18 protein-coding genes, 1 tRNA gene and 1 rRNA gene are annotated in these 21677 nt (G+C 68.1%); 7 read left to right on the forward strand and 13 right to left on the reverse strand.

Features of this window, described 5'->3' with window-relative positions:
* The first annotated feature begins 281 nt into the window (after positions 1-281).
* Together rrf and E6A26_RS17515 are read left to right on the forward strand one after the other, a co-directional pair.
* A 5S ribosomal RNA gene (gene rrf, locus E6A26_RS00010) occupies positions 282-398 on the forward strand.
* Between the two features lie 459 nt (positions 399-857).
* Entirely contained in the window at positions 858-1364 is a 507-nt protein-coding gene (locus E6A26_RS17515; protein ID WP_168928630.1) for an SRPBCC domain-containing protein, read from the forward strand.
* Positions 1365-1561: 197 nt separating this feature from the next.
* On the opposite strand, the gene E6A26_RS00020 is transcribed toward E6A26_RS17515, so the two are convergent.
* On the reverse strand, positions 1562-2575 hold the full coding sequence (locus E6A26_RS00020) for a LacI family DNA-binding transcriptional regulator (protein ID WP_268815197.1): 1014 nt from the start codon (positions 2573-2575) through the stop codon (positions 1562-1564).
* Positions 2576-2875: 300 nt separating this feature from the next.
* Here E6A26_RS00020 and E6A26_RS00025 point away from each other — a divergent pair, with 300 nt between their 5' ends.
* Entirely contained in the window at positions 2876-3508 is a 633-nt protein-coding gene (locus E6A26_RS00025) for a DUF2461 domain-containing protein (RefSeq protein WP_136609146.1), read from the forward strand.
* A gap of 57 nt (positions 3509-3565) precedes the next feature.
* On the opposite strand, the gene E6A26_RS00030 is transcribed toward E6A26_RS00025, so the two are convergent.
* From E6A26_RS00030 to E6A26_RS00045, 4 genes are all read right to left on the reverse strand, one after another.
* On the reverse strand, positions 3566-5011 hold the full coding sequence (locus E6A26_RS00030; protein ID WP_136609147.1) for a DUF4032 domain-containing protein: 1446 nt from the start codon (positions 5009-5011) through the stop codon (positions 3566-3568).
* Between the two features lie 70 nt (positions 5012-5081).
* Entirely contained in the window at positions 5082-6161 is a 1080-nt protein-coding gene (locus E6A26_RS00035; protein ID WP_136609148.1) for an ABC transporter ATP-binding protein, read from the reverse strand.
* A 242-nt stretch (positions 6162-6403) separates the two neighbouring features.
* Positions 6404-7201: a trehalose-phosphatase gene (gene otsB, locus E6A26_RS00040; protein ID WP_136609149.1), complete on the reverse strand. Its 798-nt coding sequence runs from the start codon at positions 7199-7201 to the stop codon at positions 6404-6406.
* Positions 7194-8666 carry an alpha,alpha-trehalose-phosphate synthase (UDP-forming) gene (locus tag E6A26_RS00045; protein ID WP_136609468.1) on the reverse strand — a complete coding sequence of 491 codons (1473 nt, stop codon included), beginning with the start codon at positions 8664-8666 and terminating at the stop codon, positions 7194-7196. Before E6A26_RS00045 ends, otsB begins: the two co-directional genes overlap by 8 nt.
* Before the next feature lie 195 nt (positions 8667-8861).
* Between E6A26_RS00045 and E6A26_RS00050 the strand changes: the two genes are divergently transcribed.
* Positions 8862-9764, forward strand: coding sequence for a DsbA family protein (locus E6A26_RS00050; RefSeq protein WP_136609150.1), 903 nt, complete (start codon positions 8862-8864; stop codon positions 9762-9764).
* Between the two features lie 243 nt (positions 9765-10007).
* A tRNA-Thr gene (locus E6A26_RS00055) sits at positions 10008-10081 on the forward strand.
* A gap of 37 nt (positions 10082-10118) precedes the next feature.
* On the opposite strand, the gene E6A26_RS00060 is transcribed toward E6A26_RS00055, so the two are convergent.
* Positions 10119-11507: an FAD-binding oxidoreductase gene (locus tag E6A26_RS00060; protein ID WP_136609151.1), complete on the reverse strand. Its 1389-nt coding sequence runs from the start codon at positions 11505-11507 to the stop codon at positions 10119-10121.
* Between the two features lie 53 nt (positions 11508-11560).
* Positions 11561-13315, reverse strand: a complete 1755-nt coding sequence (locus tag E6A26_RS00065; protein ID WP_136609152.1) for an L-lactate permease — start codon at positions 13313-13315, stop codon at positions 11561-11563.
* Between the two features lie 251 nt (positions 13316-13566).
* Between E6A26_RS00065 and E6A26_RS00070 the strand changes: the two genes are divergently transcribed.
* A complete protein-coding gene (locus E6A26_RS00070) occupies positions 13567-15756 on the forward strand; it encodes a malate synthase G (protein ID WP_136609153.1) in 2190 nt (729 codons plus the stop codon).
* The gene (locus tag E6A26_RS00075; RefSeq protein ID WP_136609154.1) at positions 15753-16181 is read left to right on the forward strand and encodes a GlcG/HbpS family heme-binding protein; all 429 of its coding nucleotides are present in this window, start codon (positions 15753-15755) and stop codon (positions 16179-16181) included. The genes E6A26_RS00070 and E6A26_RS00075 overlap by 4 nt, the downstream gene beginning before the upstream one ends.
* 72 nt (positions 16182-16253) lie before the next feature.
* Here the strand turns inward: E6A26_RS00075 and E6A26_RS00080 are convergent, their stop codons facing one another.
* From E6A26_RS00080 to E6A26_RS00105, 6 genes are all read right to left on the reverse strand, one after another.
* Positions 16254-16958 (reverse strand): FadR/GntR family transcriptional regulator, encoded by a 705-nt coding sequence (locus E6A26_RS00080; protein ID WP_136609155.1) that lies wholly within the window; start codon positions 16956-16958, stop codon positions 16254-16256.
* An 86-nt stretch (positions 16959-17044) separates the two neighbouring features.
* Positions 17045-18124: a DUF4241 domain-containing protein gene (locus E6A26_RS00085; RefSeq protein ID WP_136609156.1), complete on the reverse strand. Its 1080-nt coding sequence runs from the start codon at positions 18122-18124 to the stop codon at positions 17045-17047.
* Positions 18125-18230: 106 nt separating this feature from the next.
* Complete coding sequence (locus E6A26_RS00090; RefSeq protein ID WP_136609157.1) at positions 18231-18527, reverse strand: hypothetical protein; 297 nt, start codon at positions 18525-18527, stop codon at positions 18231-18233.
* Positions 18528-18712: 185 nt separating this feature from the next.
* Entirely contained in the window at positions 18713-19054 is a 342-nt protein-coding gene (locus E6A26_RS00095; RefSeq protein WP_136609158.1) for a hypothetical protein, read from the reverse strand.
* Between the two features lie 238 nt (positions 19055-19292).
* Entirely contained in the window at positions 19293-20315 is a 1023-nt protein-coding gene (locus E6A26_RS00100; protein ID WP_136609159.1) for an Lrp/AsnC family transcriptional regulator, read from the reverse strand.
* Positions 20316-20417: 102 nt separating this feature from the next.
* Complete coding sequence (locus E6A26_RS00105; protein WP_136609160.1) at positions 20418-21665, reverse strand: amidohydrolase; 1248 nt, start codon at positions 21663-21665, stop codon at positions 20418-20420.
* Positions 21666-21677: the final 12 nt, after the last annotated feature.

Genomic DNA, 21677 nt, shown 5'->3' on the forward strand with positions numbered 1-21677 from the left:
GACCAACGACCTGCGAAGCCGACCGGTACTAATAGGCCAACAGCCTCACACCACACAGCACAGCACACTGCTCGCGTCCACTCTACGGTCCCCAGACAACAACCCCCCACCACCCACAGCACCACGGACACCACAACAGCACCACCACAACCGAATACGCCACAACCGAATACAGCACGCACGGACCCCCAACCCGCACCCGCGGGACACCGGGGGGCCAGCACCGCAACCACAAGGCTTCCCCACCACCCCACCCCGGGGCCGGTGCGCGGAGAACAGGTTACGGCGGCCATAGCGTGGGGGAAACGCCCGGACCCATCCCGAACCCGGAAGCTAAGCCCCACAGCGCCGATGGTACTGCACCCGCCAGGGTGTGGGAGAGTAGGACACCGCCGGACAACACCCCACCCGAGGGCCCCACACCGACGTGGGGCCCTCAGGCATTTAACACCCAAAACCCAACCCAAAGCAGCCCAAGAACCCCGCCCCACCTTGCGGTCTCGGGTACGCCAACTCCTGCTCTTCTGGCTCTCGGGTACGCCAACTCCCGCTCCTCCGGGTCTCGGGTACGCCAACTCCCCCTCCTCCGGCTCTCGGGCACGCCAACTCCCCGACGGCCCCGCCCCGGCAGCACCACCCTTGCCGCCGGCGGGGGACGGCATCCGTACCCGAGACGGCCCGGGACGGGCAGTATCCGTACCCGAGACGGCCCGGGGCGGGTGGTTTCTGTACCCGAGACGGGCGGGGCGGGGAGTATCTGTACCCGAGACGGGGTGGGGCGGGGAGTATCTGTACCCGAGACGGGGTGGGTGGCGGGTGGTTTTCGGTCGGCGGTCGGCGTCGGTAGGATCCTCTGCGTGGAACCCCTCTTCTCTCATGGCTCGCAGCCCGACCCTTCCGAGGAAGGCGTCCAGGCACCCCCGGCGCGCGTGTACCGCCTCTCCGTTCCGGCGCCTCGAGAGATCGCGTTCTCGGCGTTTGTCGGCGACATCCACCTCTGGTGGCCTGCCAGCTACACGGGATTCGGACCCACGACTCACGCTTACGTCGCGGACGGTGTCATCGGCGAGGAGTCCGAGTCCGGGGAGACGCAAATCTGGGGAGAAGTGCGGGAGGAGGAGCCGCCGTCGTTCGTCGAGTTCTCATGGACGCTCGCCTGGCGACCCGACGCACCCACACGGGTGGGCGTCGAGTTCGAGGACCTTCCCGACGGCGGGACGCTCGTGACGTTCACCCACGACGGCTGGGCTCGCGGCGCCGAAGGGCGAGAGCAGTACGAGAAGTACAGTGAATGGCCCGTGATCCTGGGCCGCTATGCGGCCTACTTCGGAGTGTCGGCCGAGGCCGTCGAAACGATCGCTTAGCCCCGCCGCTGATGCTGGGCCGCTGCAGCGGTGTGCCCCGGCGCTGATGCTGGGCCGCTGCAGCGGTGTGCCCCGGCGCTGATGCTGGGCCGCTGATTCTCGGCAGCTAATGCTAGGCCGCTGACGGCGTGCTGGTGCCGCGACGCTGATGTTGTCGCGGTCCAACGGAGGTGGGGACCCGAGCGACTCTGATCGGGTCAGGCGCGGCGCGCGGCCGCCGGCGTCGAGGTGCTCTGTCGCACCACGAGCTCGGGCTCGATGATTTCGCTGTGCGGCGCATCGCCGTCGCCGTCGAGCTGGCGCAGGAGCATCCTCACGGCGGCGGCGCCCTGAGCGCGGGGATCCTGGTCGAACGTGGTGAGCCCGAAGAGGCCGCCGAGGTCGTGGCCGTCGATGCCGACCACCGAGAGGTCGTCGGGGACGCGGAGCCCGAGATCGCGGGCCGCAAGGACCGCTCCGAATGCCATCTCATCCGACGCCGCAAAGATTGCGGTGGGACGCCCGCCAGGTGCGGCGAGGAGCCGCTTCGAGGCATCGTAGGCGCCAGGGATCGTGAAGTCTGTCGCGGCGAGCCACGATGCGCGCACCTCAAGACCGGCGTCCCGCATCGCCTCGAGATAGCCCTCGCGGCGGCTCGTGGGCAGGGCGAAGTCGCGCTCGAACTCGGGGGTACCGCTCACGTGGGCGATGTCGCGATGGCCGAGCCCAATAAGGTGCTCGGTCGCGTGCCTCGCGACCTCGAAATCGTCGATCCGCAGCGTCGCGACGCCCTCGATCGTGCCGCCCACTCCAACGACGGGACGCCTCACGCGGAGGAGCTGCTTGACCTCGGCGGCGGTGAGCTCGAGCGAGACGGCGATGATGCCGTCGAGCCGCTGGCGGAGAAGGAAGTCGTTGAGCACGCTCTCGCGGTCGTCCGGCTGCTCGCCCGTGTTGTACAGAGTGAGGTCGTAGCCGGCATCGAGCAGTGCCTTCGAAGCTCCTTCAAGCACGCTCGAGAAAAACCAGCGGCTCACGCTCGGCAGCATGACGCCGATGTTGCGGGTGCGCCCGTAGGCGAGGCTCGAGGCCGTGTAGGAGGGGACGAAGCCGAGCTCCGCGGCGGCGTCGAGCACGCGCTTGCGGCTCCGTTCCGACACGTTGCCCCGCCCGCTCAGGGCTCGGGACACGGTGGCCATCGAGACGCCGGCGGATTCGGCCACGTCACGGATGCTGACGCCCAACGTGGCCTCCTCTCTCCTGTTCTCGATAGCGAACGCAGCCCAATGGCGGCGCGTCCGAGGTCCAGCATCACCAGAATAGTGCGGTTGAAGGGAGCCAGCTCTTGCCCGTCGGCTGATGCCGACCGTCGGAGTCTCACCCTCTTCACGCGGCTGGAAGGCCCCAGAAGACGGCGATTCGCGCCGACTCGCCGCGTGGTGGGCGCGGAAGATGGTGAGGGTCCGGCGGCGGTTCGGGCCGCCGTCGTCCGCGCGTTGCGGGAGGCTAGGCAATCAGCCATGATCCTGTGCATGAGCGACTTCGAGGGTTTCCCGGCCGACGGACCGGCGTTCTACGCCGAGCTCGAGCAGAACAACACGCGTGAGTGGTGGCTCGACCACAAGGACATCTACGAGAAGGCCATCCGCGGCCCCATGCTCGCGCTCCTCGATGAGCTGTCCGACGACTTCGGCGAGGGCAAGGCGTTCCGGCCCAACCGCGACGTGCGGTTCAGCAAGGACAAGTCGCCGTACAAGACGTCGCAGGGCGGCTTCGCCTCGACAGCGGAAGGGACCGGGTACTACCTGCACCTCGATTCGACGGGCCTCATGGTCGGCGGTGGGTGCCACACGAGCACGCCTGACCAGGTGGCGCGGCTCCGGGCCGCGATCAACGCGCCGGCGTCCGGGGAGGAGCTCGAGCGGATCGTCGGCGCGCTCCGCGACGGCGGGTTCGCGATCGAGGGGGAGCGCCTCAAGACCGTTCCGCGCGAGTTCGGAGCCGACCATCCGCGCGGCGAACTCCTGAAGCACAAGTCGATCACCGCCGGGAAGGCGCTCGGCACCCCGGAGTGGCTCGACACGCCGGAGGCCCTCGACCGGATCCGTGGCTACTGGAACGAGCTGCGCCCGCTCGTCGCCTGGCTCTCGGAGCACGTCCGCTAGCGCCCTGACGCCCAGCAGGCTGGCCCCACCGAGGCGGGGCCGGCCGGACGCTCGCGTTCAGTCGGCGTCGACGGTATCTTCCTCGGCGAAGTCGGACTCGTCGCGCGCGGCGCCGTCGTCGTCGAACGCGTCCTCGGCTTCGGCCTCCCGCCGGGCAGCCTCCTCGGCCGCGAGGACCTTGAGCATGTTCGTGTCCGGGTTGAGCATGATCGCAGCCTCGTCGCGGCGGTGCCGGAGGACCGTGTCGATGTAGGACTGGAGAGTCTCCGCGAGGGGCACGTGCCGGTCGAGCTTTTCCGACATGTACCACCGGTGCTCGAGGACCTGGTGCACAACCTCCGCCGGCTCGAGCTTTCCCGAGAGCTCCCTCGGGATGGCCCGCACGATCGGCTCGAAGACCTGGGTGACCCACGCGTGGGCTGCGATCTCCTGGTCCTGGTCAGGGAAGTTGTCGGCCCGGAACGAGTCCATGTCGTTGAGGAGCCGGCGCGCCTGGTTTTCCTGGGCGTCCAGCCCGGTGAGGCGCAGGAGCCGCCTCTGGTGATGGCCGGCGTCGACCACTTTGGGCTGGAGCTGGATCGTCGAGCCGCCGGCGGTCGTCTTGATCGCGTATTCCTCGACGTCGAAGCCCAGCTCGTTGAGCCGGCGGATGCGCGCGCTCACGCGCCAGCGCTCACCGAGTTCGAACGACTCCTTCTCCGTGAGCTCGGCCCACAGGTTGCGGTAGGAGTCCATGATGCGTTCGCTCGTCGCGACCGGATCGACCTCGGGGTCGATGAGTCCGCCCTCGAGGAGGTCCATCAGTTCGCCGGCGATGTTGACGCGCGCAATCTCGAGATCGTACTCGCGCTGCCCCGTCGAGAGGTCGGGGTAGAGCTCGCCGGTCTCGGCATCGACGAGGTAGGCGGCGAACGATCCCGCGTCGCGGCGGAAGAGCGTGTTCGACAGGGAGACGTCGCCCCAGTAGAAGCCGATGAGGTGCAGCCGGACGAGCAGGAGGGCCTGCGCGTCGATGAGGCGCGTGAGCGTGTCCTTCCGCAGCGTCTGCGAGAACAGCGCGCGGTACGGGAGCGAGAACTTGAGGTGCCGCGTCACGAGCACGGGATCGAGGGGGCGGCCGTCAGGCGTCTGGCGGTCGCGAATGACGGCGACCGGCTCGACGCAGGGGACGTCGAGGCGCTGGAGGCGGCGCAGCATGTGGTACTCGTGCCTCGCGATGTGCTCCCCGGTCTCCTTGACGGCGATGACCGAGCTGCCGAGCTTGGCGAAGCGCACGATGTGGCGTGAGATGCCGCGCGGGAGGGCGGCGAGGTATTCCTCCGGCCACTCCTCGAGCCGGATGTGCCACGGGAGGTCCAGGAGTTCGGGGTCAGCCGCGGCGGCGGTGATGCTGAGGGACCCCATGACGTTCGCGGGCGGGGGCTCGGGAAGCGGTTCGTTCCGCGGAAGCTTGCCGAGCATCTCGTAGTCGGTCGGCTCGTCCTGCCAGTTTGCGCCGTTCATCGTGCTCTTTTCCGGGAAAACGGCTGTGCCCGCCGGAGACCCGGCGGGCACAGCGATGTGTACTGATTGACTAGCCGAGGCGCGCGCCCGACTTCGTGTCGAAGAGGTGCACGTGGCCCTGCTGCGGGCGCACCCACACCTTGTCGCCCTTCATCGGGGGGCGGCGGCCGTCGGTGCGCGCCACGATGTCGTGGGTCTGGCCGTTCAGCGTGGTGTGGCCATAGATGTACGCGTCGGCGCCGAGCTCCTCGACGACGTCGACCTCGACCTCGAGGCCCTCGCCCTGCGGGGCGCCCTCGAGATCCTCGGGACGGACACCGAGCGTCACGGTGCTGCCCGTCGCCTCGGCGAGGACATCGCGCGCCACCGGGTAGACCGTGCCGCCGAACTGCACGCCGTTGTCGACCTCTGGGAGCTCGAGGAGGTTCATCGCAGGCGAGCCGATGAAGCCGGCCACGAAGACGTTCTGCGGCTTGTCGTAGAGGTTGCGCGGGGTGTCGACCTGCTGGAGGAGGCCGTCCTTGAGGACCGCGACGCGGTCACCCATGGTCATGGCCTCGACCTGGTCGTGCGTGACGTAGACGGTCGTGACGCCGAGGCGGCGGGTCAGGGACGCGATCTGCGTACGGGTCTGGACGCGGAGCTTGGCGTCGAGGTTCGAGAGCGGCTCGTCCATGAGGAAGACCTGCGGGTTGCGGACGATCGCGCGGCCCATGGCGACACGCTGGCGCTGGCCGCCCGAGAGAGCCTTCGGCTTGCGGTCGAGGTACTGCTCGAGGTCGAGGAGCTTGGCCGCCTCGCGAACACGCTGCGCGCGCTCTTCCTTGGAGACGCCGGCGATCTTGAGCGCGAAGCCCATGTTGTCTGCAACCGACATGTGCGGGTACAGCGCGTAGTTCTGGAACACCATGGCGATGTCGCGGTCCTTCGGCGGGACGTCCGTGACGTCACGATCGCCGATGAGGATGCGGCCGGAGTTGACGTCCTCCAAGCCAGCCAGCATACGAAGAGAGGTGGACTTTCCGCAGCCCGAGGGGCCGACCAGAACCAGGAACTCGCCGTCCGCGATCTGGATGTTGAGCTTGTCCACCGCGGGCTTATCGGTGCCCGGGTACAGGCGCGTAGCGTTGTCGAACGTCACTGTTGCCACAGTAATCGTGTCCCTTCACCGGCAGGTACGTGCCGGACGATCCGTTGTGAATGGTTCATGTTGTTCAGTTGTGTGCCGACTACGGCTGCCGAAGCTGGCATCGCCGATTCTGACACAGTGCGATCTGCCGGGATGTGCCCGGAGTCACCAGACGAGTATGGCATGCATCACATCGGGATCCAAAGTGTGACGTCCGCCACGTGGACGGCTCTGCTCCGATCGAGTCACGACGTCCGATCGAGTCACGAAGTCCGCTGTGCGCCCAGTTCCGCGCGGAACCGCACGAGGAGCGCCATCGCCTCGGCGATGTCCTCGGGTCCGCCCACCCTGAAGCCCGCGGAGGTGTCGCCGTCGCCCACTTTGATCCCGGCGTCGCCGTCCTCCAAGGCGAGGAAGCCGTCCTCGTCCGTGACGTCGTCGCCCGCGAAGAGGACCGCGTCCGCCTCGGTGACCTGACGCAGGAAGGCGATGCCCTCGCCCTTCGTCGCATGGACCACCGAGCCTTCGAGCACCTGCTTTCCGGTCTTGAGGAAGACGTCGCGGCGGCCCGCGAGGCGCTCTCGGGCGGTGGCGACGGCCGCCTCGGCCACGCTTGCCTCGGCCTGGCGCGTGTGGAGGACCCGGCCGGCGGGCTTCTCCTCGACCCACGTCCCGGGCGCGCCCGCCGCGACGGCGGTGAGCGTCGCGTGGAGGACGTCGAGCGCCTCCTTCTGGTCCGGGTCGAGGGTCACCGGATGCTCCTCGCCGCCGAGCCGCACTTCGGCGCCATGGCTGCCGATCAGCAGCGTGCGGGCGTCCGGGGAGGCCGCGGCGATGAGGCTCTCGAGCGAGCGGCCGGAGACGTACGCCGTCCACGTGCCGGCGAGGCCCGCGAGTTCAGCCACCGCCGCCGCGGTCTCGGGGAGCGGGCGGGCCTGCTCGGCCCGCTCGACGATCGGGGAGACGACCCCGTCGAAGTCGAGGGCCACGAGGAGGCGTTCGACGGCGGCGAGCCGCTCGAGCGCGATCCTCAGGTCGTGGGGGACTCCGGTGCTAGCCATGCGTGACCTCCGCGAGCCGGTCGAGGAACGAGGTGGACCATTCCTCGACATTGTGGACGATGATCTGGCGGCGCATGGCCTTCATGCGCCGCCCCGCCGCCCCGGAGGGCAGCCCGATGGCCGTGACCATCGCGTCTTTGAGACCCGAGATATCGTGCGGGTTGATGAGGAGCGCCTGCTTGAGCTGATCCGCGGCCCCCGCGAACTCGCTCAGCACGAGCGCGCCCGTCCCGTCGCCCCGGGCGGCGACGTATTCCTTCGCGACGAGGTTCATGCCGTCGCGCAGCGCCGTCACGAGCATGACGTCCGCCGCGAGGTAGAGCGCCACCATTTCCTCGACCGGGTAGTTGTGGTGCAGGTAGCGGACCGCGGTGTGCTGGAGCGTGTCGAAGGCGCCGTTGATGCGGCCCACCGTGCCCTCGATCTCCTCGCGGAGGAGGCGGTACTGCTCGACCCGTTCGCGGCTCGGGCTCGCGACCTGGATGAGCGTCACCTCGCCGACCTGGATCCGGCCGTCGGAGAGGAGCTCCTCGAAGGCCTTCAGACGGTGCCGGATGCCCTTCGTGTAGTCGAGGCGATCGACGCCGAGCATGATCGTCTTGGGGTTGCCGAGGTCGTGGCGGATCTGGCGGGCGCGCTCGCGGATCTCGGGCTGGCTGGCGAGCTCGGAGATCCGGGCCGTGTCGATCGAGATCGGGAACGGCTCCGCGCGCACCGTGCGTTGCTCCGGGCCCACAAGAAGGTGGGTGCCCTTGCCGCCCGCACTGCCGTAGCGCCGTGCGCTCCGCGCGAAGTTGAGGGCATCGTTGGGACGCTGGAACCCGACCAGGTCGGCGCCGAGGAGGCCCTCGAGGACCTGGCGGCGCCACGGCAGCTGGGAGAAGATCTCCGGAGGCGGGAACGGGATGTGGTTGAAGAAGCCGATGCGCAGATCCGGGCGCCGTTCGCGCAGGATCGCCGGGACGAGCTGGAGCTGATAGTCCTGCACCCATACTGTGGCGCCCTCTGCCGCGCGGGCCAGCACGGCGACAGCGAAGCGCTCGTTGACCCTGCGGTACGCGTCCCACCACGTGCGGTGGAACTCCGGGGGCGCGATGACGTCGTGGTACAGGGGCCAGAGGGTCGCGTTCGAGAAGCCCTCGTAGTACAGCTCGACCTCGGACGTCGAGAGCTCGACAGGAACGAGCGCCATGCCGCCGTATTCGAACGGCTCGATCTCCTCGTCGGGGGAGCCCACCCAACCCACCCACGCGCCGTCGGCCTTTTCCATGACGGGCGCGAGGGCCGTCACGAGGCCGCCAGGGGAGCGCTTCCAGCCGGAGTTCTGGCCGTCTCCGGCACGATCGACGGGCAGGCGGTTGGCGACGACAAGGAAGTCGTACTGGCCGGAGCCCCTGCCCTTCCTGGTCTTCGTCTCGGGTGCTATCTGTTCACTCTCGTGAGCCACTTTCGCCCTACCTCGCATTCCCATGGGATCATGTCCACCCTACCCGGGGGCGGGGTGCGGCAATCGTCACAACCGGGTCATGGAACCGTTCGGAATAGCCGCTCGTTGCGGCCTGTGGAGACCCTGACAGGGACAGCCATGCCTGCTGGCATACACTGGCCCCGTCGCCGACCCGAAGCGCATCCCCGCGCCCGCGAAATGACACGAGGAACGATGAGCCCCTCCAACCAACCACGCCCCACGAAAGCGGAGCGCACCGCAGCTGCCCGCGAGAAGGCCCGCCAGATCCGCGAGGCCCAGCTCAAGAAGGAGAAGCGGAACAAGCTGCTCCTGCGGTGGGGCGTCGTCGTGGCGCTTGTCGCCGTGATCGCCGTCGTGGCGCTCGTGATCACGACCAGCATGCAGAGCAACGCGCCCATCGCGGACAGCGGGCCGAGCCCGGCCAACATGAACACCAACGGCGGGATCACCCTCGGCAAGGGCACAGCGGTCACCGCGCAGCCGGCGTCGAACGTCAATGTGGCGAGCGTTCCCACGCCCAGCACCCAGCCCTCCCAGGGCCAGGCCACCGCGGCGCCGGGCATCGATCCGGCACCGAAGGGGCAGCCGGCCAAGGTCGTGGTGTACGTGGACTTCATCTGCCCGATCTGCCACCAGTTCGAGCAGACGTACGGCCAGAAGCTGACCGATCTGCGCAACGCCGGTCAGATCACGCTGGAGTACCGGCCCATCGCGTTCCTCGACCGGAACTCGACGACCAACTACTCCTCGCGCGCGGCGGCCGCCGCGGCGTGCGTGGCTAACTCCAACCCGGACAAGTACGCGGACTTCTTCTCGAAGCTGTACGACCAGCAGCCCGCCGAGGGCTCGGCCGGCCTCTCGGACCAGCAGCTCAAGGAGATCGCCTCGGGTCTCGGGGCCGATATCTCGAAGTGCGTGGACGACAAGACGTACAGACCGTGGGTCAAATACACCACGCAGCTCGCCACGGCGAGCGGCGTGAGCGGCACGCCGACGGCGATCGTGGACGGCAAGCAGTGGGGGATCGGAGACTCGCAGAGCCAGGGGTTCGACGCGTTCCTCCAGGCTGACCTGGACGCGCGCGCCAAGCCCTGACGCCCTCGCCTCCCGCATACGGCGGACGACGGCGGCCCAGCTCCCCTTGGTGGGGGCCGGGCCGCTTCGTTTCTGGTGGCGCGATCGGGAAGTCCCCCTGTTGCGGCAGGAGTCACCTTCGGGGGAACTTCCTCTGCGAGAACGGGACTTCGTTCGCCCGCGGATCCGGCTGGCGACCCGTTTTCGGGCCCGCGGCCACCAAGCGCTACGCTTGGATGGTGCGCCCGCAGGCTCGGGCGCCGCGCCCCCTTAGCTCAGTTGGCCAGAGCATCTGTCTTGTAAACAGAGGGTCGCCGGTTCGAATCCGGCAGGGGGCTCTGCAGAGCCGCGGGAACTCGAGGGTTCCCTGGCTTCCTAGATGGCCTTTGCGGGGTTCAGGATGCCGGAGGGGTCCAGGGCGGCTTTGATGGCCTGCTGGACGGCGCGGGAGGTCTCGCCGAGTTCTTCGCCGACCCATTCGCGCTTGAGCAGTCCCACGCCGTGCTCACCCGTAAGCGTGCCGCCGAGGCGCTGGGCGAGGTGGAACATGTCCCCGAGCGCAGCTTTGGCGGGTCGGTCAGTGATCGACTCGTGGGGTTCGACGACGATCATAGGGTGCAGGTTGCCATCGGCGGCGTGGGCGACGCTGAAGATCCGCACGCCCGTTTGGGCCGAGATGTCCTCGAGGCCGGCGAAGGCCTCGGCGAGGCGGTTCCGCGGGACGGCGATGTCGCCGATCGAGACGCGGCCGAGCCTTTCGAGGGCGGGGATCGCGTCGCGGCGGGCCTTGACCAGCGCTTCGGCCTCTTCCGCGCTCGCTGCCCGGTGGGTGGACGTGGCGTAGGGGCTGATGGCTCGGGCGATCTCGTCGAGCTCGAGGTGGGCTCCGTAGCCGTCGGTCTGCGCGAGGAGGAAGGCGCCGCCGAGTTCGCGGTGGCAGGTGCCCTCGGCCTCGTCGACCGCCTCGAGGGTGGGGCCGTCCATGAGCTCCAGGATCGAGGGCTGGATGCGTGCGGCAGTGATCGCTGAGGCCGCACGGCCCGCCGTTTCGATGTCAGGGAAGTAGGCCGCGACGGTCTCGGTCCGGACGGGGCGGGGGCGCAGCCGCAGCGTCGCTTCGACCACGACACCGAGGGTGCCCTCGGAACCGATGAAGAGGGCGTTGAGGTCGTAGCCGGTGACTCCCTTGATGGTCGCCCGGCCGGTGCGCAGGATGCGCCCATCCGCGAGGACGACGCGGAGCCCGAGCACCGATTCCCTGGTGACCCCGTACTTCGCACACCACATGCCTCCGGCGTTGGTGGCGATGTTGCCCCCGATTGAGCAGATCGCCGTGCTGGCCGGGTCGGGGGCGTAGAAGAGCCCGTACTCGGCGGCGGCGGCGTTGACTTCGGCATTGAGCACGCCGGGTTCGACGACGGCGGTCATCTCGACTGGGTCGATGGCCAGAATGCGGTTCATGCCGGAGAGGTCCACCACGACCTCGCCGGCGTGCGCGCTGGCGCCCCCAGCCAAGCCGGTTCCCGCGCCGCGGGGGACCACGGGGATGGCGTGGGCGTGGGCAAGACGGAGTGCCTCAACGACGTCATCGACGCTGCGGGCACGGATAACGCCGTCGGGAAGGGTAGGCGGGATGTAGCCGGACCGGTCGGTGGCAGCGGCTGCGCGTGCGTCGGCATCGGAGGTGTAACGCGGGTGGCCCGCGAGACTTGTCGCAGCGCCGGCGGTGACGCCGGGAGTGTCAGAGGGGGTCTTGATCGGCATAGCGGAGCCTTTCGGGCTTTCGTTTCGAGGGTCGAGTGAGTTGGTCGCGGTGGTCACGGCACCATCCAGGCAAGGACCGAGGTCTGCAGGAGGACGAGCCCGGTCAGCACCACGAGGAGGGCGACGCTCCAGCCGAGGAGCCGCCGGAACAGCGTGCTTTCCAGCCCGTCGATTCCGACGGCGGCTGCAGCAACGGCCAGGTTCTGGAGTGAGAGCATCTTGCCGAGGACGCCGGCAGAGGAGTTTGTCGCGGCCATGAGCACCGGAGAGAGGCCCGCGTGGGAGGCCGCGGTCACTTGGAGCTGACCGAAGAGCGAATTCGACGACGTGTCCGAGCCTGTGAGCGCGACGCCGATCCAGCCAAGGACGGGTGAAAGAAGGGCGAAGATCCCGCCTGCCGAGGCGAGCGCCACACCGAGCGTACCCGTCTCGCCCGAGAGGTTCATGACGAACGAGAGTGCCAGGACGGAGCACACGGTCAGGATCGTCCACCGGAGCATCGTCAGGGTCTGGCCATAGATTCTGACGCCGGACCGGAAGGGGATCCGGTAGAGGGCAAGCGTGATGAGCCCGGAGATGAGGAGGAGCGTCCCAGTTGCCTTGAGATGGTCGAAGCGCATGATCTGCGAGGACACAGGCTTGCCGTTCGCGCCGACGACGTCCAGCCACGGCCAGCGGAATGAGAACCCGCCGGCGTCAGTCAGCCAGGCCTTGATGCCCGGAATCTGGGAGAAGGAGAAGACCGCGATGATCACGAGGTAAGGTGCGATCGCCATCCAGATCTCCCGAGGCGATGGGCGCTCGGGGATGTCGACTTCCCCGTCCGCTGCTGCGTTCGATCTCGTCGGACCTCCTATACCGGTGGCCCTCCCGCCGTCGGCCGCTGCGCCAACTCGAGGGCTGCGCGCGCCGATGTCCGCACTGCCGTGCGCAATCACCTCAGCCTCGCGGACGACGGCGGATTCGTCCTCGGCGTTCGACGTCGCGGCGGCAGGCGTCCACACCCGCAGCAGAAGGAGGACGGCGGCGATGGCCACAATGCTCGCGAGGACGTCCGTGAGCTCAACGGTGAAGAAGTTCGACGTGAGGAACTGGACGATGGCGAACACTGTGCCGCCGACGAGGGCCGCGGGCCATGTCTGGCGGACGCCACGCCTGCCGTCGACGATGAACACCAGCAGGAGCGGAACGATGAGGGCAAGGAAGGGAGTCTGGCGCCCCGCCATGGCCGAAACGGTTGCGAGGGGGATGCCCGTGACGCCGCTGAGGGCGATGACCGGCGATCCCATGGCCCCGAATGCGACCGGGGCTGTGTTGGCCAGAAGCGAGACCGCGGCGGACTTGAGCGGCTTCATGCCCGCGGCCATCAGCATGGCCGAGGTAATCGCGACGGGCGCACCGAACCCGGCGAGGGCTTCGAGTAGCGCGCCAAAGCAGAAGGCGATCAGGATCGCCAGGATGCGGTGGTCGTTCGAGATCGAGCGGATCGTCGCGCCGAGCACCTCGAACCAGCGGGTCTCCGTGGTCAGCCGGTATACCCACAGGGCGTTGATGAGGATCCACAGGATCGGGAAGAACCCGTAGAACGCCCCTTCGGCGGTCGCACTGAGGGTCTGGTCCAGCGGCATCCGCCACACCGTGGCAGCCAGGACGATCGAAAGGATGAGGCTCGCGACGGCGGCCTTCCACGCTTTGGTGCGGAAGACGCCGAGCATGATGAACAGCAGGATGAGGGGCAGGGCCGCGAGCAGGGCAGCGAGGGCGAGTGAGCCGCCCAGAGGGTCGACGAGCTGGTGGAACGTGGGCACAGAGACTCCTTTGTCTGTGTTCTTGCGACCGTTGAGGAAGGCCGCTTTCAGAAAGGCGGAACGGCCGCGCAGCCGAGTCTAGGTGTGCGATAGGTCACCGTCAATGGTCAGTCCACAGTGGTCAGTCCACATCTGGGACTGACACGAGAGGGTGGTCAGTCCACACGTTGACAGACTCAGACGGTCCCGACTAGGTTCTTGTCAGTCGAAATGGCTTTTTTGCATTGCGGAAATAAGGAGAGTGCAGACCTATGCCAGAACGGGTCGAGACGAACGGGCTCAGCGTAGCCGGAGAGCTCTATGCCTTCGTCCGTGATGAGGCGCTTCCAGGCACGGGCATCCGGGAGGAGGACTTCTGGGTCCGTGCTGGACGGCTCCTCGAGGAGTTCACCCCACAGGTGCGCGAGTTGCTGGACGTGCGGGACCGGCTGCAGGAACAGATCGACGAGTTCCACCGCTCCGCCGGCGGCGGCGAGACGGACCCGGAGGCGTACGGGGCATTCCTGCGCTCGATCGGCTACCTCGTGGACGAGCCCGGGGATTTCCAGATCACGACCGATCGCGTCGACGCTGAGATCGCCACCGTCTCCGGCCCGCAGCTGGTCGTGCCGCTGCTGAACGCCCGCTTTGCGGCGAACGCGGCCAACGCACGCTGGGGCTCGCTCTATGACGCGCTCTACGGCACGGACGTCATCGACGAGGGGGAGGGGCGCGAGCGCGCTGGCGCCTACAACCCCGTCCGGGGTGCTGCCGTCGTCGCCCGGGGACGGCAGTTCCTCGACGAGCACACGCCTCTCGCCGGCGCCTCGCACACGGAGGTCACCGCCTACCGCATTGCCGAGGGCGCGCTCGTCGCCGAGACGGAGGCCGGGCCCGTCGGGCTCGCCGAGGCCGCCCAATTCGCGGGCTACCGCGGATCCCCCACGCAGCCCGAGGCCGTGCTGCTCGTGCACCACGGCCTCCACATTGAGATCCAGATCGACCGCGGCCACCCGATCGGCTCCGGCGACGCGGCCGGGGTGAAGGACATCGTCCTCGAATCCGCGGTCACGACCATCATGGACCTCGAGGACTCGGTCGCCGCAGTCGATGCCGAGGACAAGGTGGTCGGCTACCGCAACTGGCTCCAGCTCATGCAGGGCACGCTGACCGCCGAGGTCGAGAAGGGCGGACGCACCCAGACCCGGCGGCTGAACTCCGACCGGGTCTACGCCGCCCCCGACGGCTCCGAGCTGACACTGCCGGGCCGCTCGCTGCTGCTCATCCGCCAGGTGGGCCACCTCATGACCAGCGACGCCGTCCTCGACGCGGCCGGGAACCCAGTGCCGGAGGAGATCCTCGACGCACTGTTCACCGGCCTCGGCTCCGTGCACGACCTGCGCGGGCCCTCCGCCGGCGGGAACTCGCGGACCGGCTCGGTGTACATCGTCAAGCCTAAGATGCACGGACCACGCGAGGTGGCCGTGGCCTGCGCGCTGCTCGCCGGCGTGGAGTCGGTGCTCGGCCTGGAGCCGCTCACCCTCAAGATCGGGATCATGGACGAGGAGCGCCGCACCTCGGCGAACCTCAAGGCGTGCATCTGGGAGGCCCGAGACCGGGTGGTCTTCATCAACACCGGCTTCCTGGATCGCACCGGGGACGAGATCCACACGTCGATGCTCGCCGGCCCCATGGTCCGCAAGGAGGACATGCGCTCCACCAGCTGGATCAAAGCGTATGAGGACGCCAACGTCGACATCGGGCTCGAGTGCGGGTTCCGCGGCCGCGCCCAGATCGGCAAGGGCATGTGGGCCGCCCCGGACAACCTGGCAGAGATGCTCGACCAGAAGATCGCGCACCCGCTCGCCGGAGCGAACTGCGCCTGGGTCCCCTCACCCACAGCGGCCACCCTGCACGCCATCCACTACCACCAGATAGATGTGGACGCCCAGCAGGCCAAGCTCGCCGGCGGGGCACGGCGCTCCACACTCCAGCAGCTGCTCACCATCCCGACCGGCGACCCTTCCGCGTGGGACGCCGAAGCCCGGCGCAACGAGCTGGACAACAACATCCAGAGCACCCTCGGCTACGTGGTGCGCTGGGTCAACGCCGGCGTCGGCTGCTCCAAGGTCCCCGACATCCACGGCACGCCGCTGATGGAGGACCGCGCCACCTGCCGCATCAGCTCCCAGCACATCTCCAACTGGCTCCTGCACGGCGTCATCACCGAAGAGCAGGTGGAGGAGTCGCTGCGGCGCATGGCCGCCGTCGTCGACGAGCAAAACGCCAACGACCCGGACTACATGCCCATGTCTCCGGCCTTCAACACCGAGGCCTTCCTGGCCGCCCGGGAGCTCGTGCTCGAGGGCGCCCACCAGCCCTCGGGGTACACCGAGCCCATCCTGCACCGGCGCCGCGAAGCCCAGAAGCACAGCGACGACCTCGCAAGGAGCGCATCATGAGCATGAGCCTCGCCACCGCCCAGTCCATCGTCGCCGAGGCCCTCGCAGCAGGCCAACAGCACGGTTTCAAGCCCCTGACCGTTGTGGTGCTCGACGCCGGCGGCCACATTGTTGCCGTAGCACGGCAGGACGGCGCCTCGAACAACCGCTTCGAGATCGCCCATGGCAAGGCATACGGCGCCCTCGCCCTCGGCATGGGCTCGCGAGCCCTTATGGAGCGCGCCGAACAGCAGGCCTACTTCATCACCGCAGCGGCGGCAGCCCTCGGCGGCCGCCTGATCCCAGTCCCCGGCGGCGTCCTCGTCCGCGCGGACGACGGTACGGTGCAAGGAGCCGTGGGCATCAGCGGGGACAGCTCGGACAACGACGAGACCGCAGCGTCCAAGGCCATCCAAGCCGCCGGCCTCACGGCGCAAATCGCCTAGCCCCACCGGGGAAGGGCAGCTCTGCCCCCGTTCCTCGAAGACCGCGCCTTCGAGGAACGGGGGCAGGCGCGTTCACGTGGCTTGGCCGTAGAACCACTCGATGTGCTCGCGGACAAGAAGGGCTGCCTTGGCCCCGTCGCGTGCCTCGACGGCCTCGAAAATGCCATGGTGGTGCTCGCGGAGGACGTGCACCATTTCCTCCCATGTGCCGCGCCGGGTCACTGCGTCGTTGATGTAGTCGCGGATTGCCTCGCGCATCGACTCCATCATGGTGCTTACGACGACGTTGCCAGCCAGAGTGCTCAGAGCAACATGGAACTGGGCGTCCAGGAGAGTGAAGATCTGCGAAGGCATGGTCTCGTCGTCCATTGCCTCAAGCAAGCGCCGCGCATCATCGAGCTGCTCAAGCGTCCACGGCGCAGCAGCAGCGTGTTCGAGTGCCCACGTTTCCGTCATGATCCTGGCTTCGACGACGTCCTTGAGCGGGAGCTGGTGGCTTGCGACGTGCATGCGTAGCGCTACGCCGAGCGCCGAGGACGGGTCAGAAACGACGATGGTGCCTGAATGCGGCCCCGATCCGGTCGCTGCGCGCACCACGCCCATCACCTCAAGAGATCGGATGGCGTTCCGGACAGAGGCCCTAGAGATTCCGAACTGCTCGGCGAGGGACCGTTCGCCAGGGAGCCTGTCACCCAGCTTGATGGCGCCAGAGCGGAGGCTATCCTCGATGTGGCGCAGCACCGCATCGTGTGCACGGCCGGCGGTCAGTTCACCCATGCATCCATCTTGCCGCAGGCGGATCCGGTTGTGGCCCACCGCCTCGACCGCGAGAGTACCGCAGCCGGGACGGTGCCGGATCGCCGTCACAGGTGCGTGAGCACTCCATCGTCGTCTTGGTCGGCAAGGATCATGAAATCAACGACGAGCTGCGCAACGCTGCCCTGCGCATCCACGCCCCAGTAGACGGGGTAGCCGCCGTCGCCGTATCCGGAATCGAAGGCGAGCCCCACGTCTGCGCCACCAAGCGGGATCTCGGCGGCCGCCGGTCGTGACGCCTCGGTGAACCGTTCGTAGGCTGCCACCTTCTCCCGCCGCGTCATGGCCGCATACGCGACGTAGTCCACGATGCAGACGGTTCCCGTGTCGACGCCGATCACGTGGCCGCCTCTGGGGTCGGCTGCCGGGTGCCACGAAACCGGCGGCATTTCGCTGAAGCGCACCCGTACGGCGGCGTTGCGCCCAAATCCGAGGACCCGTTCCACGGGGTAGGCGCCCGGGGCGACAGTGCGCGTGAGCGGTCGGGCGTCATCGTTCTCATATCCGAAGTCACGAACTGACAGCGCACCGGTGCTGGTGACGAGCGTCCCGATGGGGGAGACCTGCGTCCGGGTGGGCTCGGCACCGTCATCGCGGCGGACCTCGCGTTCTGTGAAGTTGCGCGCCTCGTCCAACAAGGCCTCTTCTCGCGGCATCTCGGTGAACGGCGCATCCGCGGAACACGCAAGCAGATGGTCCTCGATTGTCGCGCGATCGACGAACGGCTGCGTCGGCTCACCGTAGTGCGTGGCAATGGAGGAGATCTTCCAGTCCGCATCCTGCGCATGCAGCGTGTACTCGTTGAAACTCGTAGGGGGTGGGGTGCAGCGGGTCAGCACGTAGGCGACCCCACCCTGCACCTCGGACCGGACGAGTTCCTCCGCTTCAGCCCCGTGTTTAGCGGGCTGACTGAAGGACTGCGAGAAGTTGACTCCGGACGAGTCGGTGAAGTGGTTCTGCTTCGTCTGGGCCATCAATTCGCCCCAGAGTTTGAACGGGTTGCTCAGGCGATCGGTGCGGCGCTTCTCGAATGCGGGCGCGGCAATCCTCCACTGCGCTTCGAACTCTGCCATGAACGCCTTCACCCGCTCTTCAGCGGCATGCCCGGGCCTGGTTGTGTCCGTCATGGAACCAAAGCTACCCGGTCCTGAGGCCGAGCGGCTCTAGGGTGGCTCTGGCCGTGGTCGGGCCGCCGCACTGACCGGACATGCGCCGCCGGGAGGGAGGGGCGCTTCAGCGCCCCGCGATCCGCACGGCAGCGGTCGCGTCCGCAGATGCCGTGCTGCCCTCGGGGAGGGTGACGCGGGCGTTGACGGACCCGGGCACGAGGTGCACCCGCTGCATGAACGGGACGCCGCAGCGGAAGGAGGCGGTCAGGTCGGGCGTGCCCGCTCCCTGCTGGCTCACTGTCAGGGTGGCCTGCTCTGCGCCGTCGCACGCAGCGGTCACGGAGAAGTCGCCGGCCGGGACGGAGGTGACGCCGAGTCCGACGGCGCCGCGGGCTCCGAGGTGCCCGGCGCCCTCCTGCACGATGCCGCCCGGTGCCGCACCGAGTATGTCCCGTGCAGCGACCGCCGCTGGCGTTCGGCTGGCGGCGGGGCCTGACGTCTCTGGCGGCTGGTACGTGCAGGAGCACAGGCACCCGAGGAGGAGGGCTGTCGCTGCGGCTCGAACGACACCTGTCGGTTTCATCTGAAGTGCTCCCGTCAGCTCGTTCAGGCCGAGTTCGCTGCTCGGACGGCCGCCGTGAGGACCCATGTGAGGCCTCCGGCGAAGGCTGCGATCGCTCCCCAGTACGCGACGGGGGTGAACAGCCCGAGGAGGCTGCAGGCGGCCGCCGCGCAGCAGGCGATTGCCGCTGGCCTGACCCCGGCCGCATGGCCTGCTGCCCACGCGGCGTCGCTTCGCTGCAGCTGTGGGATGCGGATCCCTATGGTGCCGTTCGGTGGGATCCTCCCGTCGCCCGCTGCCCGACTGATCAGGATGATCAGGAGCAGCACCCCGGTGAATACCCATCCAAGAACGGGCAGGGCGGCTGCCGCGTCGTGTGTCCCCATGCGCTCAGTCTGACAGACCGGATGAGCAGGGTCTGTGGCCGGGCGACCGAGGATTGGGGGAGCGTCCCCTGCAGGCCGACGCCGCCCCGACACACTGGAGCGCCGTCACGGCCAGGAGGGCCGGGGGCGAGAACATGATCAGCCCCACGGCCGCGGCGTCGTCCTCCGCGAGCGTTTCTCCTTGCCTGTGGGGAGCATCTCGAAGCGGTCCTGGAAAGAGCAGATCGCCGAGAAGGGTTTAGGCGCTGAGTGGTGCGCGTCGGCGAGCCGACGGCGCGGGATTTTCCGGCTTCCCGTCCCGGTAGAGCACGGTGCTGCGCTTGAAAATTTCCGCATAGACGGAGGATCGGACGGAAATGACGTCGTCCCGGAGCCTCAGGTCATCAAGGAGCATGCGCAGATCATCCAGCGTCGCCACGGCGACTTGTGCCAGCACCTGTTCGCCTGAAGCGGCGGCCCAGCGCGTTACTGGAAGGCCAGCGAGGTGATGCCCGAGACGCTCGGTGGGCGTGTTGGCGCGGGTGAGGGTCAGGAGCGACTCCACGGGAAATCCCAGTGCGGCAGGGTCGACTACTGCTCGGATGAACAGGACACCCGATGTGGTCATCGCTTCCAGGCGCCGGCTGATGGTGGCTTTGGAGACGGAGAGCTCAGAAGCCAGTTCGTCAACGGTGGCCCGGCCGTTGCGGTGTAGGAGCTCAGCCATGGCCGTGTTGATCTCGTCCAGTGGCTCGCCGGGGTGGCCGGCCCGGATGCTTCCAAGCTGCGCGTCCTCTCCTGGGTGAAGCGCTGCGTACTGGTCGCTGTTCAGGACGTCCGGCGTCCATCCGGAGGGTGTCCTGAAATATTCCAGCAGCGGCATCATTGCAAACGACTGCACCCCTTCCACTTCCGCGAGGCGGCCGTACAGTATGCCGCTGAGCTCACCTGGGGAAATGAACAGTTCCGCCACTGCCTCGTTGGAGCCGGAAAGCGCGCTCACCCAGGACGATTCGTCCTGCTGCGCCAGCCACGAACATACCGATCGAAGGCTTCTTGGGGCTGCGGTGACGCGCAGCAGGAAGGGGGTGCGTGAGCCCACCGATGGAGGGTTGATGAAGGAGTTCGTGCGGACGGCTCCGGATTCGAGCAGCTTGTTCCCGCGGCGTGCCACGGTGCGCTCCTGCTGGCCCAGGACCTCGGCGATCTGGCGCCAGGGAGCACGGCCGTTGCGGACGAGCGCCGCCACGATCTGCCGGTCCAGCGCATCAAGCTGCTCCACGTCCCGGTCCTTTCAGTACCGCCGCCCTCGCACGACGCCGGCACCCCAGCGTCCCCGGAACCGTTCCGGGGCGGCGGAATGCCGCCACCCCGCCCGGTAACCTCAGTTCCGGCCCAGATAGGCTAGCACCCCGGACAGAGCGGCTCCTGTTCCACCGATGACGGCGGCCCGCGCGTCCGGCGCGAAGAAGGGTGAGTGGTTGCCGGCCGGTGACGCGCCGTCTTCGAAGAGCTCCGGGTCGAAGGCGCCAAAGGCCCAGAACACGCCGGGAACACCGATGGCGTCGCTGAGCCAGCCCGCGTCCTCCGAGCCCATTCCTAGCGGTGCGTCGATCAGGGCATCCGCGCCGAAGTCCGCCGTGAACGCCTCGATCACTCGGTCTGCCGAGGCGGGATCGTTGTAGCAACGGGGAAAGGCGTTCAGCTCCGTGATTGTAGGTTCCGGAGCGTCGGATGCTGCCGCTTCGGCTGAAATGATCCGTCGGATGGCAGCGAGGACGGTGGTCCGGGTCTCCTCGTCGGGGGTGCGGACGTTAAGAGTGAACTCTGCCGTTTCCGGGATGATGTTTTCTTTCAGGCCGGCGTGAAAGGTGCCAACCGTGACAACGGCTGGTGTGGAGGGTGCCAGTTCCCGGGACACGATGGTCTGCAGGCGAAGCACCATGGAGGACGCGGCGACAATCGGGTCGATGGACTTCTCCGGCTGGGAGCCGTGTGCCTGCCTGCCGTGAACGGTGATCTTCCATGAGTCGGCCAGGCTGGCCATATGGCCGCCGCGGATCAGCAGCTTGTTCCGGCCCAGCGGCATGACATGCTGGGCGAGGACCACCTCGGGCCGTGGCGCCCTGTCCCACAGGCCGTCGTCAATCATGGCCTTGGCGCCATAAGCCGTCTCTTCCCCGGGCTGGAAAATCAGGACGAGGGTTCCCGCCCAGAGGTCCGTGCGTTCCGTCAGCAGGGACGAGAGGGCGAGGGCGGCTGCGATGTGGGTGTCGTGGCCGCAGCCGTGCATCACCGGCGCGGTGCTCCCGTCCGGAAGGGTGCCGGTGGCTTCGCTCGCGTAATCTAGGCGCGTCTGCTCGGAAATGGGCAGCCCGTCAGTGTCGGCACGGAACCCGATGACTGGTCCGTCGCCGTTCTTCAGGATGCCCACGACGCCCGTCCCGCCGCACCGGAAGGACTCAATGCCCAGCCCGGAAAGGTGGGCTTCGATGTACTCCGCGGTGCGGAATTCCTGGGCCGAGAGTTCTGGGTTGGCGTGCAGGTGCTTATAGACCGCGATGTAGTCCTCGACGAATGATTCGGGAACGTCGACGGCGGCCGTCAGGCGGATGCTTGTGCTGATAGTCATGTGCAGTTTTCC

The organism is Sinomonas albida, assembly GCF_004919045.1.
In the GTDB taxonomy this organism is placed as follows: domain Bacteria; phylum Actinomycetota; class Actinomycetes; order Actinomycetales; family Micrococcaceae; genus Sinomonas; species Sinomonas albida.

What these genes read in the sequence shown, in the direction of transcription:
- E6A26_RS00025 (WP_136609146.1), top strand. Translation starts at nt 2,876, where the DNA reads ATGAGCGACTTCGAGGGTTTCCCGGCCGACGGACCGGCGTTCTACGCC.
- E6A26_RS00030 (WP_136609147.1), bottom strand. Translation starts at nt 5,011, where the DNA reads ATGAACGGCGCAAACTGGCAGGACGAGCCGACCGACTACGAGATGCTC.
- otsB (WP_136609149.1), bottom strand. Translation starts at nt 7,201, where the DNA reads ATGGCTAGCACCGGAGTCCCCCACGACCTGAGGATCGCGCTCGAGCGG.
- E6A26_RS00045 (WP_136609468.1), bottom strand. Translation starts at nt 8,666, where the DNA reads ATGCGAGGTAGGGCGAAAGTGGCTCACGAGAGTGAACAGATAGCACCC.
- E6A26_RS00050 (WP_136609150.1), top strand. Translation starts at nt 8,862, where the DNA reads ATGAGCCCCTCCAACCAACCACGCCCCACGAAAGCGGAGCGCACCGCA.
- E6A26_RS00060 (WP_136609151.1), bottom strand. Translation starts at nt 11,507, where the DNA reads ATGCCGATCAAGACCCCCTCTGACACTCCCGGCGTCACCGCCGGCGCT.
- E6A26_RS00070 (WP_136609153.1), top strand. Translation starts at nt 13,567, where the DNA reads ATGCCAGAACGGGTCGAGACGAACGGGCTCAGCGTAGCCGGAGAGCTC.
- E6A26_RS00075 (WP_136609154.1), top strand. Translation starts at nt 15,753, where the DNA reads ATGAGCATGAGCCTCGCCACCGCCCAGTCCATCGTCGCCGAGGCCCTC.
- E6A26_RS00080 (WP_136609155.1), bottom strand. Translation starts at nt 16,958, where the DNA reads ATGGGTGAACTGACCGCCGGCCGTGCACACGATGCGGTGCTGCGCCAC.
- E6A26_RS00085 (WP_136609156.1), bottom strand. Translation starts at nt 18,124, where the DNA reads ATGACGGACACAACCAGGCCCGGGCATGCCGCTGAAGAGCGGGTGAAG.
- E6A26_RS00095 (WP_136609158.1), bottom strand. Translation starts at nt 19,054, where the DNA reads ATGGGGACACACGACGCGGCAGCCGCCCTGCCCGTTCTTGGATGGGTA.
- E6A26_RS00105 (WP_136609160.1), bottom strand. Translation starts at nt 21,665, where the DNA reads ATGACTATCAGCACAAGCATCCGCCTGACGGCCGCCGTCGACGTTCCC.